At 67.1% G+C, this 12,362-nt stretch carries 15 protein-coding genes; 14 read left to right on the plus strand and 1 reads right to left on the minus strand.

Going from position 1 to position 12,362, the window contains the following annotated elements:
• Positions 1–21 precede the first annotated feature (21 nt).
• From AB431_RS13505 to AB431_RS13570, 14 genes are all read left to right on the plus strand, one after another.
• Complete coding sequence (locus AB431_RS13505) at positions 22–768, plus strand: helix-turn-helix transcriptional regulator (protein ID WP_369803038.1); 747 nt, start codon at positions 22–24, stop codon at positions 766–768.
• A 63-nt stretch (positions 769–831) separates the two neighbouring features.
• Positions 832–2,271, plus strand: a complete 1,440-nt coding sequence (sufB, locus tag AB431_RS13510) for a Fe-S cluster assembly protein SufB (protein ID WP_047330349.1) — start codon at positions 832–834, stop codon at positions 2,269–2,271.
• Positions 2,271–3,455, plus strand: coding sequence for a Fe-S cluster assembly protein SufD (gene sufD / locus AB431_RS13515; protein ID WP_047330350.1), 1,185 nt, complete (start codon positions 2,271–2,273; stop codon positions 3,453–3,455). Before sufB ends, sufD begins: the two co-directional genes overlap by 1 nt.
• Positions 3,452–4,219 carry a Fe-S cluster assembly ATPase SufC gene (sufC, locus tag AB431_RS13520; protein ID WP_047330351.1) on the plus strand — a complete coding sequence of 256 codons (768 nt, stop codon included), beginning with the start codon at positions 3,452–3,454 and terminating at the stop codon, positions 4,217–4,219. Before sufD ends, sufC begins: the two co-directional genes overlap by 4 nt.
• 1 nt (position 4,220) lies before the next feature.
• Positions 4,221–5,465 carry a cysteine desulfurase gene (locus AB431_RS13525; protein WP_047330352.1) on the plus strand — a complete coding sequence of 415 codons (1,245 nt, stop codon included), beginning with the start codon at positions 4,221–4,223 and terminating at the stop codon, positions 5,463–5,465.
• An 11-nt stretch (positions 5,466–5,476) separates the two neighbouring features.
• The gene (gene sufU, locus AB431_RS13530; RefSeq protein ID WP_198044375.1) at positions 5,477–5,926 is read left to right on the plus strand and encodes a Fe-S cluster assembly sulfur transfer protein SufU; all 450 of its coding nucleotides are present in this window, start codon (positions 5,477–5,479) and stop codon (positions 5,924–5,926) included.
• A complete protein-coding gene (locus AB431_RS13535; protein ID WP_047330354.1) occupies positions 5,923–6,258 on the plus strand; it encodes a metal-sulfur cluster assembly factor in 336 nt (111 codons plus the stop codon). Before sufU ends, AB431_RS13535 begins: the two co-directional genes overlap by 4 nt.
• A 9-nt stretch (positions 6,259–6,267) precedes the next feature.
• Positions 6,268–6,837 carry a hypothetical protein gene (locus AB431_RS13540; protein WP_047330355.1) on the plus strand — a complete coding sequence of 190 codons (570 nt, stop codon included), beginning with the start codon at positions 6,268–6,270 and terminating at the stop codon, positions 6,835–6,837.
• Complete coding sequence (locus AB431_RS13545; RefSeq protein WP_052960282.1) at positions 6,834–7,469, plus strand: hypothetical protein; 636 nt, start codon at positions 6,834–6,836, stop codon at positions 7,467–7,469. Before AB431_RS13540 ends, AB431_RS13545 begins: the two co-directional genes overlap by 4 nt.
• Before the next feature lie 44 nt (positions 7,470–7,513).
• On the plus strand, positions 7,514–8,629 hold the full coding sequence (locus AB431_RS13550) for an NADH:flavin oxidoreductase (protein ID WP_047330356.1): 1,116 nt from the start codon (positions 7,514–7,516) through the stop codon (positions 8,627–8,629).
• A 44-nt stretch (positions 8,630–8,673) separates the two neighbouring features.
• Positions 8,674–9,033: a thioredoxin gene (trxA, locus tag AB431_RS13555; RefSeq protein WP_047330357.1), complete on the plus strand. Its 360-nt coding sequence runs from the start codon at positions 8,674–8,676 to the stop codon at positions 9,031–9,033.
• 25 nt (positions 9,034–9,058) lie between these two features.
• Positions 9,059–9,880 (plus strand): enoyl-CoA hydratase, encoded by an 822-nt coding sequence (locus AB431_RS13560; protein ID WP_047330358.1) that lies wholly within the window; start codon positions 9,059–9,061, stop codon positions 9,878–9,880.
• A 20-nt stretch (positions 9,881–9,900) separates the two neighbouring features.
• Positions 9,901–11,529: an ABC-F family ATP-binding cassette domain-containing protein gene (locus tag AB431_RS13565; RefSeq protein WP_047330359.1), complete on the plus strand. Its 1,629-nt coding sequence runs from the start codon at positions 9,901–9,903 to the stop codon at positions 11,527–11,529.
• A gap of 86 nt (positions 11,530–11,615) precedes the next feature.
• Complete coding sequence (locus AB431_RS13570; protein WP_047333396.1) at positions 11,616–11,804, plus strand: helix-turn-helix domain-containing protein; 189 nt, start codon at positions 11,616–11,618, stop codon at positions 11,802–11,804.
• On the opposite strand, the gene AB431_RS13575 is transcribed toward AB431_RS13570, so the two are convergent.
• Entirely contained in the window at positions 11,791–12,360 is a 570-nt protein-coding gene (locus AB431_RS13575; protein ID WP_047330360.1) for a TetR/AcrR family transcriptional regulator, read from the minus strand. The genes AB431_RS13570 and AB431_RS13575 overlap by 14 nt on opposite strands.
• Positions 12,361–12,362: the final 2 nt, after the last annotated feature.

A 12,362-nucleotide genomic window follows, 5' to 3' on the forward strand; every position in this document is an offset into this window, starting at 1 on the left:
GGCGGCTTTTTCGCCCTCGGCTTGCTAAGGGTGCCCTTGCTAGACCTGGTTGGGGAATTGCGTAACACTGGTGTTGTGAAATTCCCGCCCGATGCTGACGCCGTGCCCGTGGTGGGCACCGTCGTGCATGACGGCCAGACCCGGCGAGCCATTGTGCAGCTTCTGGTCGAGTCGGGATCGATCACCGCAGCCGAGATCGGCCAGCGGCTGGGCATCTCCGCAGCCGGTGTCCGCCGGCACCTCGACGCGCTGATCGAGGCGGGCGACGCTCAGGCCAACGCCGCGGCGGCATGGCAGCAGGCGGGCCGCGGCCGACCAGCCAAGCGTTATCGGCTCACCGCGGCCGGGCGCGCCAAGCTCGAGCACACCTACGACGACCTCGCGTCCGCCGCGATGCGCCAACTGCGCGAAATCGGCGGGGAAGAGGCAGTCCAGACCTTCGCCCGGCGCCGGATCGACGCGATCCTGGCGGGAGTAAAGCAGGGTCCGGACGACGTTGAATCCACCGCGGAGCGGGTAGCCGACGCAATGACGAAGGCCGGCTACGCGGCGACCACGACGCGGGTGGGCGGACCCATGCAGGGCATTCAGATCTGCCAGCACCACTGCCCGGTATCGCACGTCGCCGAAGAGTTCCCGGAACTGTGCCAGGCCGAGAAGGAGGCCATGTCCGAGGTCCTCGGCACCCACGTGCAGCGGTTGGCGACGATCGCCAACGGCGACTGCGCCTGCACCACCCACGTACCGCTCACGCCGGTACCCCACTAGACCAGAACAACTTCGGTGCGCTGCCCGCGCCGAAGCCACCACGATCGTTGAAGGAGCGTCGCCATGACACTCACCCCGGACGTCAAGCCCGAGGCGTTGACCCAGGAGCAGACCATCGCCTCCCTGGGCAAGTACGGCTACGGCTGGGCCGACTCCGACGTCGCCGGCGCCAGCGCGCAGCGCGGACTCTCCGAAGCGGTGGTGCGCGACATCTCGGCCAAGAAGAGCGAACCCGAGTGGATGCTCGACATCCGACTCAAGGCGTTGCGCACCTTCGACAAGAAGCCGATGCCGAACTGGGGCTCCAACCTCGAGGGCATCCACTTCGACAACATCAAGTACTTCGTGCGGTCCAGCGAGAAGCAGGCCGCCACGTGGGATGACCTGCCCGCGGACATCAAGAACACCTACGACAAGCTCGGCATCCCCGAGGCCGAGAAGCAGCGCCTGGTTTCCGGCGTCGCCGCGCAATACGAGTCCGAGGTCGTCTACCACTCGATCCGCGAGGACCTCGAGGCCCAGGGGGTCATCTTCCTGGACACCGACTCGGGTCTGCGGGAGCACCCGGAGCTTTTCCGGCAGTACTTCGGCACGGTGATCCCGGCCGGGGACAACAAGTTCTCCGCGCTCAACACCGCGGTGTGGTCGGGTGGTTCGTTCATCTACGTCCCGAAGGGCGTGCACGTGGACATCCCGCTGCAGGCGTACTTCCGGATCAACACCGAGAACATGGGCCAGTTCGAGCGGACGCTGATCATCGTCGACGAGGACGCCTACGTCCACTACGTCGAGGGTTGTACCGCGCCGATCTACAAGAGCGACTCGCTGCACTCCGCGGTCGTCGAGATCATCGTGAAGCCCGGTGGCCGGTGCCGCTACACGACCATCCAGAACTGGTCGAACAATGTCTACAACCTGGTGACCAAGCGCGCCCGTGCCGAGGCCGGCGCCACCATGGAGTGGGTCGACGGCAACATCGGCTCGAAGGTGACCATGAAGTACCCGGCCGTGTGGATGACCGGCGAGCACGCCAAGGGCGAGGTGCTCTCGGTGGCGTTCGCCGGCGAGGGCCAGCACCAGGACACCGGCGCCAAGATGCTGCACCTGGCGCCGAACACGTCGAGCAACATCGTGTCGAAGTCGGTGGCGCGCGGCGGCGGGCGGGCGTCCTACCGCGGCCTGGTTCAGATCAACAAGGGCGCGCACGGGTCGCGTTCCTCGGTGAAATGCGATGCGCTGCTTGTCGATACGATCAGCCGCAGCGACACCTACCCCTACGTCGACATCCGCGAGGACGACGTCACGATGGGGCATGAGGCCACGGTGTCCAAGGTCAGCGCCGACCAGCTCTTCTACCTGATGAGCCGCGGCATGACCGAGGACGAGGCGATGGCGATGGTCGTGCGCGGCTTCGTCGAGCCGATCGCCAAGGAGCTGCCGATGGAGTACGCCCTGGAGCTGAACCGGCTGATCGAGCTGCAGATGGAAGGTGCTGTCGGATAGTGGTTCAGAATCTCACTGAAGCTGCCGAAGGGATCGTCAAGAACAAGGGCGAGCAGTTCAGCTCGTTCGATGTTGATGCCTTCGAGGTGCCCGGTGGCCGCGACGAGCTGTGGCGGTTCACCCCGCTGAAGCGGTTGCGCGGCCTGCACGACGGCTCGGCTGTCGCCAACGGCACCGCGCCGATCACGGTGACCGAGCGTCCCGGCGTCACGGTCGAGACCGTCCGTCGCGGTGACGAGCGACTCGGCCAGGGCGGCGTACCCAGTGATCGCGTTGCGGCACAGGCGTTCTCGTCGTTCAACTCCGCCACGGTCGTCACTGTCGCGCGCGACACCGAAGTCACCGAGCCGATCGAGATCACCATCGACGGCCCGGGCGAGGGCGGCGTTGCCTACGGCCACCTGCAGATCCGGGTCGAGGAGTTGTCGCGTGCGATCGTGGTCGTCGACCTGCGCGGCAGCGGCACTTACGCCGACAACGTCGAGATCATCGTCGGCGACTCGGCCGGCCTGGGCGTCATCTGGATCGCCGACTTCGCCGACGACATGGTGAATGTCAGCGCACATCACGCCAAGCTCGGTAAGGACTCGGTGCTCGGCCACGTCAACGTCACGCTCGGCGGTGAGGTTGTTCGGACCTCCACCACGGTGCGGTTCACCGGTCCAGGTGGGGACGCCAAGTTGCTCGGTACCTACTTCGCCGACGACGGGCAGTTCTTCGAGTCGCGGCTCCTGGTCGACCACGCGCAGCCGAACTGCAAGTCCGACGTGTTGTACAAGGGTGCGCTGCAAGGGGACCCGGATTCCAAGAAGCCGGATGCGCACACCGTCTGGGTGGGCGATGTGCTGATCCGCGCCGAGGCCACCGGCACCGACACCTTCGAGGTCAACCGCAACCTGGTGCTCACTGACGGTGCGCGCGCCGATTCGGTGCCGAACCTGGAAATCGAGACCGGCGAGATCGTCGGCGCCGGGCACGCAAGCGCCACCGGCCGATTCGATGACGAGCAGCTGTTCTACCTCCGCGCCCGGGGCATCCCCGAGCATCAGGCCCGTCGCCTGGTGGTGCGCGGCTTCTTCAACGAAATCATCGCCAAGATCGCGGTTCCCGAGGTGCGTGAGCGCCTGACCGATGCCATCGAACGGGAACTCGCCATCACTGAGTCGAAAGCAACCCAGCCATGAGCACTTTGGAAATCAAGGACCTTCACGTCAGCGTCGCCAACGAGGACGGTACCGAGAAGGAGATCCTCAAGGGCGTCAACCTGACCGTGAAGTCGGGGGAAACCCACGCGGTCATGGGACCCAACGGATCCGGCAAGTCCACGCTGTCGTACTCGATCGCCGGTCATCCCAAGTACCACGTCACCTCGGGGTCGATCACCCTCGACGGTGAGGATGTGCTCGCGATGAGCGTCGACGAGCGCGCCCGCGCCGGCCTGTTCCTGGCCATGCAATACCCGGTCGAGGTGCCCGGTGTGTCGATGTCGAACTTCCTGCGCACCGCGGCCACCGCGGTTCGCGGCGAGGCGCCCAAGCTGCGGCACTGGGTCAAGGAAGTCAAGGCGGCGATGACCGATCTGGAGATCGACCCGCAGTTCGCCGAACGCAGTGTGAACGAAGGCTTTTCCGGTGGCGAGAAGAAGCGCCACGAGATCCTGCAGCTGGGCTTGCTGAAGCCGAAGATCGCGATCCTCGACGAGACCGACTCCGGCCTCGACGTCGACGCCCTGCGCGTGGTCTCCGAAGGCGTCAACCGCTATGCCGAGGCCGAGCACGCCGGTGTCCTGCTGATCACGCACTACACCCGGATCCTGCGCTACATCCGCCCCGCATTCGTCCACGTCTTCGTCGACGGCCGGATCGTCGAATCCGGCGGCCCCGAGCTGGCCGACGAACTCGAGGAGAAGGGCTACGTACGCTTCACCCAGGCGGCGGCGGGAGCCTGACATGACCGCCTCGGTGGACCTGGATGTCACCGGCATCCGCGCCGATTTCCCAATCCTCAATCGGGTGATGCGGGGCGGACATCAGCTGGCGTACCTGGACTCCGGGGCGACGTCGCAGAAACCGCTGCAGGTTCTCGATGCCGAACGTGAGTTCCTGACCACCTCCAACGGTGCGGTGCATCGAGGTGCGCACCAGCTGATGGAGGAGTCGACCGACGCCTACGAGCAGGGCCGCGCCGATATCGCCGCGTTCGTCGGCGCCGCCGCCGACGAGCTGGTGTTCACCAAGAACGCCACCGAATCGATCAACCTGGTCTCGTATGTGTTGGGGGACAAGCGCTTCGAGCGTGCGGTGGGCCCCGGCGACGTCATCGTCACCACCGAACTCGAACACCACGCCAACCTGATCCCGTGGCAGGAACTGGCCCGGCGCACCGGGGCCACCCTGCGCTGGTACGGCGTCACCGAGGACGGACGCATCGATCTCGATTCGCTTCAGCTCGACGAGCGAGTGAAAGTCGTTGCCTTCAGTCATCATTCGAATGTCACCGGCGCGATCGCACCTGTCGGCGAAGTAGTGTCGCGAGCCAAAGCGGTCGGCGCCCTGACGGTACTCGATGCCTGCCAGTCGGTGCCGCATCAGCCGGTGGACTTCCACGCGCTCGACGTCGACTACGCCGCGTTCTCCGGTCACAAGATGCTCGGTCCCACCGGGATCGGTGTGCTCTTCGGTCGCCGGGAACTGCTGAACGCGATGCCACCCTTCCTGACCGGCGGGTCGATGATCGAGACCGTCACGATGGAGGCCACCACCTACGCGCCCGCACCGCAGCGATTCGAGGCGGGCACGCCGATGACCTCGCAGGTCGTCGGATTGGGTGCTGCCGCACGCTATCTCGACAAGCTGGGAATGTCCGCGGTCGAGGCGCACGAGAACGAACTGGTGGCCGCCACGTTGGAAGGCCTGGCCGGTATCCCGCAGGTGCGCATCATCGGCCCGGCCACGCTCGAGAACCGGGGCTCGCCGGTGAGCTTCGTCGTGGACGGGGTACATGCCCACGATGTCGGCCAGGTGCTCGACGACGACGGCGTGGCCGTGCGGGTCGGGCATCACTGCGCGTGGCCGCTGCACCGCCGGTTCGGTATCGCCGCCACCGCACGGGCATCGTTCGCCGTGTACAACACCGTCGGCGAGGTGGATCGGCTGGTGGCCGGAGTGAAGCGAGCGGTGGAGTTCTTCTCGTGAAGCTCGAGCAGATGTACCAGGAAGTGATCCTGGACCACTACAAACACCCGCACCACCGCGGGTTGCGGGAGCCGTTCGGCGCCGAAGTGCACCACGTCAACCCGACCTGCGGCGACGAGGTGACCCTGCGAGTGGCGCTGTCCGAGGACGGCGAACAGGTCACCGACATCTCCTACGACGGCCAGGGGTGCTCGATCAGCCAGGCCGCCACCTCGGTGCTCACCGACCAGGTGATCGGGTTGACCGTCGGGGACGCGCTGAAGACGGTGGCGGCATTCACCGAGATGGTGTCCTCGCGGGGAACCGTCGAAGGTGACGAAGACGTCCTGGGCGACGGAGTGGCCTTTGCCGGTGTGGCGAAGTATCCGGCCCGGGTGAAGTGTGCACTGCTGGGGTGGTTGGCGTTCAAGGACGCGGTGGCCCAGGCATCGCATCGAAAAGACTTGGAGGACAAACGATGACCGAGCCAAACCCCTTGATTGACGACATCGAGGAGGCCATGCGTGACGTGGTCGACCCCGAACTCGGCATCAACGTCGTCGACCTCGGTCTGGTCTACGACCTCAATGTCGAGAAGGGCGACACCGGAACGGTGGCGCTGATCGACATGACGCTGACCTCGGCGGCCTGTCCGCTGACCGACGTCATCGAGGACCAGACGCTGACCGCACTTGTCGGCGCCGGGCTGGTCAGCGAGGCCAAGATCAACTGGGTGTGGAACCCGCCGTGGGGGCCGGACAAGATCACCGAGGACGGTCGCGAACAGCTCCGCGCCCTGGGGTTCACTGTCTAATCTGAGCTGATGCTCACCGTTCCAGCCTTCGTGTGGCGCGGCGGGACGGTGGGCCGGGCCGTCGTCGTCGGTCTGGCCACCGGTCTCTTCCTCGGCCTGCTGGCCTGGCTGGACTCCGGACTGTGGTACGCCGGGCTCCTGGCCGCGGGCATCATCGCGGTGATCTACGGCATCTGGCTGGGCCGGCGAATGGTCAAGTACTGGCCCGGCGCCAAGGCATTGACCGGTGAACAGCGTGTGCGAGTAGCCGGAGTCGGCCGCTGGGGCGGCCGGATCGGCGACCCGGCGCTGGCGCAGCCGGTCGTCGACTACGCCGACGGGATGCGCAGGTCCGCCGAGACCGGGCGGCCATTTCGGTGGGTGGTTCCGCTGATCCTCGTCGTCGCGATCGGGACCGCGGTATGGGATGCGATATTCGGCTCCACCCGCGACATCGTCGCCTCCTGCATATATCTGGTGTTGCTGGGTTTCGAGCTGTTCTGGTGGCCCGGCCGCCGAGATCAATTGCTGGCCAACGCCGATCGCGCCCGGGAGCGGGCGGTGGCGCTCATCGAAAGCACTCGGGGAGCGGCCGGGTGAACGCACCCGTGGTCGCCGCCCGTCGCCAATTGCACGCCGTGGCGGAAAACTTTCTCGCGGGACCGCAGTACCGCGCGACGGGAACGATCCGGCTGGCCGTCCGGCCGGACGGCTTCAGCGCCACCACGCTGGCGATCGCAGTGCACGGGACCACGCTGGTGTGGGCCGACGGCAGCATCGAGCTGGCCGGTCCGGTGCGCGACATCGCCGCGGCCACCGGACTCGACGTGGGTCCGCCAGCGGAAACGGTGTACCGATCGGTGGCCGGGCTTGACCCCGACGCCGTGTTGGACATCGAAGCCGGCGCCGCCGACGCCATTTACCGCAGCCTCTATGCCGGCGGATTCGCTATCAAAACTGTTCTCCCACAAGCACACCCGGTGCTCTGGCCGGAGCACTTCGACGTGGCCGCCGCCGTCGACGAGGTCAACTACGGGGTCTCCGCGGGTGACGACTTCCACGAACTGCCCTACGCCTACGTCGGGCCGTGGAACTTCGCCACGGCGCCGCGGACCGGGTCGTTGTGGAACGCACCCTTCGGCGCCGTGCACGACCTCGACCTCACGGCCGACGTCGACGCGCTGGCCGCCGATATCGCCGAGTTCGTCAGGCGGGTTGAAGCAACGCTGTAAGCCGCGCGGAATCAACACGCCCCGCGGCGGTGTTGTGCACGGTCATGGATGATGCACGCGTGCACGATCTGTTCACCCCTCTGACGGTCGGATCGCTGACCGTGCCGAACCGGTTCGCGATGGCCCCGATGACCCGGACCGCCTCGCCGGACGGCGTTCCCGGACCCGACGTCGCCGCCTACTACGGTCGTCGCGCCGCCGGCGGCACCGGGCTGATCATCACCGAGGGTGTACGCATCCCGCACCCCGCCGCCGGCTGGCCGGACCGTATCCCGAACCTCGACGGCGACGACGTGCTGGCGGGCTGGCGCGCGGTCACCGACGCCGTCCATGCCGGCGGCGCCACCATCGCCGCACAGCTCTGGCACCAGGGCGTCGCACGTGGCGTGCACGACGGCGACCGTCCCGATCAGACACCGGTCAGCCCGTCGGGCATCGACATCGCGGGCGGCACCACCGGGCGGGCGCTGAGCACCGAGGAACTGCCCGAGCTCGCACAGGCGTACGCACTGGCCGCCACCAACGCCAAGGCCGCGGGCTTCGACGCCGTCGAGATCCACGGTGCCCACGGCTATCTGCTGGACCAATTCCTCTGGGAGCACACCAATCACCGCATCGATGAGTACGGCGGCTCGTTGGCGGCGCGCACCCGGTTCCCGGCCGAAGTCGTCGCCGCGGTGCGCGCGGCGGTTGGCCCCGGGTTCCCGATCATCTACCGGTTCTCGCAATGGAAGATGAACCGCTACGACGCGCAGGTGGCCGGCAGCGCGACCGAACTGGAACAACTGCTGGCTCCGTTGGTGGCGGCCGGGGTGGACGTGTTGCACCCGTCGACGCGGCGGCACTATCTGCCCGGCTTCGGTGACGAGCATCCGGAATTGAGCCTGGCCGGCTGGACCAAGAAGGTGACCGGCCTGCCCGTGATCGCCGTCGGATCCGTTGGCCTGGAAACCGAATTCCGGCCTGGGCAGGGCAGCGGGCCCATCCCGCCGTCGTCGATCGACCGCCTCCTCGACCAGTTCGAGGCCGGTGAGTTCGACATCGTGGCGATCGGCCGCGCCCTGCTCGCCGACCCCGCCTGGGTGAACCGGGTGCGCGACGGCAAGCTCGACGAGTTCGCCGGTTTCGATGCGGCCAGCGCGCTGGCCCGTTTGTATTGACAGCTGCAGGGAACACACAGCGACAAACAGACGTTAGGACTGACGTGGCTACCCAAGACCTGACCGCACAGAACTTCAACGACACCATCACCGGCAACGACATCGTGCTGGTGGACTTCTGGGCGTCGTGGTGCGGACCGTGTCGTGCCTTCGCGCCGACGTTCACCAAGTCGTCGGAGCAGCACCCGGATGTGGTGTACGGCAAGGTCGACACCGAGGCCGAGCAGGAGCTGGCGGCTGCCGCCGAAATCCGCTCCATCCCGACGCTGATGGCGTTCAAGAAGGGCAAGCTGATCTTCAACCAGGCCGGCGCCCTGCCGCCCGCCGCGCTCGAGGATCTCATCCGCCAGGTCAAGGAGTTCGACGTCGACGCGGCGATCGCGTCTCAGTCGCAATCCGAGTGATCCCGGTAGGCGCTACCGTGCAACGGTGATTCGTGACACTGGTTTCGTCCTCGTCGAAAAGCCGCAGCCCAACGTAGCTCTGGTCACCCTGAACCGGCCCGAGCGGATGAACTCGATGGCGTTCGACGTCATGCTGCCGCTGCGGGAAGTCCTCACCGAACTCCGGTATGACAACGACGTGCGAGCCGTCGTACTGACCGGCGCGGGTCGCGGATTCTCCTCGGGTGCCGACCACAAGTCCGCCGGCTCGATACCGCACGTTGCCGGATTGACCCGGCCATCGTTCGGGCTGCGCTCGATGGCGGTGCTCGACGATGTGATTCTCGCCATGCGCAAGCTGCACCAGCCGATCATCGCCGCGGTCAACGGCGCGGCCATCGGCGGCGGGCTGTGCCTGGCGCTGGCGGCCGATATCCGGGTCGCCGCCAGCGGCGCCTATTTCCGAGCCGCCGGCATCAACAACGGCCTGACCGCCAGTGAGCTGGGGCTGAGCTACCTGCTACCCCGCGCGATCGGCTCGTCGCGGGCGTTCGAGATCATGCTCACCGGCCGCGACGTCGACGCGCAGGAGGCCGAACGGATCGGTCTGGTGTCCCGGCAGGTCCCCGACGACGAGTTGTTGCCTGCCTGCTTCGAGATCGCCGGCCGTATCGCCGCGTTCTCCCGCCCGGGCACGGAATTGACCAAGCGGACGCTATGGAGTGGACTGGACGCCGGTAGCCTGGAAGCGCATATGCAGGCCGAGGGCCTCGGGCAGCTCTATGTGCGCCTGCTCACCGCCAACTTCGAGGAGGCGGTCGCTGCGCGCGCCGAGAACCGCGCCCCGGTCTTCACCGACGACAAGTAAGCCACCAAGGAGTAGCGCGCGTGATTACCGCAACGGACCTCGAGGTCCGCGCCGGCGCGCGCACGCTGCTCCTCGCCGAGGGCCCGGCACTGCGGATCCAACCCGGCGATCGCATCGGTCTGGTCGGCCGCAACGGCGCAGGCAAGACGACGACGATGCGGATCCTGGCGGGGGAGGGCGAACCCTACGCGGGCACCGTCGTGCGGACCGGCGACATCGGCTACCTGCCGCAGGATCCGCGTGAAGGCGACCTCGACGTGCTGGCCCGTGACCGGGTGCTGTCCGCCCGCGGTCTGGACACCTTGCTGTCCGATCTGGAAAAGCAGCAGGCGCTGATGGCCGAGGTCGTCGACGAGGCCGCACGTGACAAGGCGGTGCGCCGCTACGGCCAACTCGAGGAACGCTTCGCCGCCCTCGGCGGGTATGCGGCCGAGAGCGAAGCGGGCCGCATCTGCGCGAGCCTCGGTCTGCCGGACCGGGTGCTGACCCAGCCGCTGCGCACCCTCTCCGGCGGTCAGCGCAGGCGCGTCGAGCTGTCCCGGATTCTGTTCGCGGCCAGTGACACCGGTAGCGGATCGGCGACGACGCTGCTGCTCGACGAACCCACCAACCACCTCGACGCCGACTCGATCGGCTGGCTGCGGGGCTTCCTGCAGAACCACAGCGGTGGGCTCGTGGTGATCAGCCACGACGTCGACCTGCTTGCCGACGTGGTCAACCGGGTGTGGTTCCTCGACGCCGTCCGCGGCGAGGCCGACGTCTACAACATGGGCTGGCAGAAGTACCTCGACGCCCGCGCCACCGACGAGCAGCGCCGCCGCCGGGAGCGGGCCAACGCCGAGAAGAAGGCGAGTGCGTTGCGCGCCCAGGCCGCCAAGATGGGCGCCAAGGCCACCAAAGCCGTTGCCGCACAGAATATGTTGCGCCGCGCCGAGCGGATGATCGCCGAGCTGGATGCCGAACGCGTCGCCGACAAGGTCGCCAGGATCAAGTTCCCGACGCCGGCGCCGTGCGGTAAGACCCCGCTGGTGGTCAAGGGACTGACCAAGAACTACGGCTCACTCGAGGTGTTCACCGGGGTCGACCTGGCGATCGACCGCGGCTCACGCGTGGTGGTGCTGGGCCTCAACGGTGCCGGTAAGACCACGCTGCTTCGGCTCATCGCGGGCACCGAGACTCCTGACGCCGGCGGACTGGAACCCGGGCACGGACTCAAGATCGGTTATTTCGCACAGGAACACGACACGCTCGACAACAACGCGACGGTCTGGGAGAACATTCGGCACGCCGCCCCGGACACCGGCGAGCAGGACCTGCGCGGCCTGCTCGGCGCGTTCATGTTCACCGGTCCGCAGCTCGACCAGCCGGCCGGAACCCTGTCCGGTGGCGAGAAGACCCGTCTCGCCCTCGCCGGTCTGGTTGCGTCGACGGCCAATGTGCTGTTGCTCGATGAGCCGACCAACAACCTCGATCCTGCTTCGCGCGAACAGGTTCTGGACGCGCTGCGGAGCTACCAGGGTGCAGTGGTGCTGGTTACCCACGATCCGGGCGCCGCGGAAGCACTCGACCCGCAAAGGGTGGTGCTGCTTCCCGACGGCACCGAGGACTTCTGGTCTGAGGAGTATCGGGATCTCATCGAGCTTGCCTGACAGGCATTTCGGTCATTTCTCCCACGCCGGCGACCCACGCTCCTACTCTGTGGGCTATCGGCGCCGATCCACCGGGGAGGGTGATCATGAGGAAGCCCAACGAAGCTCGAGACCAGCTGTTGAACAACCTGCGAAACGCCTACGAGGGCGGCGCGAGCATTCGCACCCTGGTGGCTTCGACCGGCCGTTCCTACGGCTCGATCCACGCGTTGTTGCGCGAGTCCGGGACCACCATGCGCAGCCGCGGTGGACCCAACCATGTCACGCGTCGGTAGCCCGCACCGAATCCTCCACCAGATCCAGCACTGCCGAGAGTCGCTGGAGATCTTCACCGGCCGCAAGCCGCGCGACAAGGCCGTCGAGCACCAGGTCCAGATAGCACTGCAGCACATCGGGTGCCACGTCGTCGCGCAGCCGGCCCGCCTGCTTCTGCCTGCGCAGCCGCTCGGAGGTCGCCGACGCCAGCTCCGCTGAGCGCTCCATCCAGCCCTGATGAAACACCGGGTCATTGCGCAGCTTGCGGGCGATCTCCAATCGTGTGGCCAGCCAATCGAATTGGTCCGGTGCGGCCAGCATGTCGCGCATCACCTGGATGAGGCCCTCCCGCGAGGCGACCTCGGCCATCCGTGCGGCATCCTCGCGCGCAAGTGCAAAGAACAAGGTGTCCTTGTCGCGGTAGTGATGAAAGATCGCACCGCGCGACAGACCGATGGTCTGCTCCAGCCGGCGCACGGTCGCCTGCTCGTAGCCGTACTCGGCAAAGCAGCGCCGTGCGCCGTCGAGGATCTGGCGACGGCGGGCCGCCAGATGGTCCTCGCTGACCCTGGGCACGT

It is taken from the genome of Mycobacterium sp. EPa45 (assembly GCF_001021385.1).
GTDB lineage: Bacteria > Actinomycetota > Actinomycetes > Mycobacteriales > Mycobacteriaceae > Mycobacterium.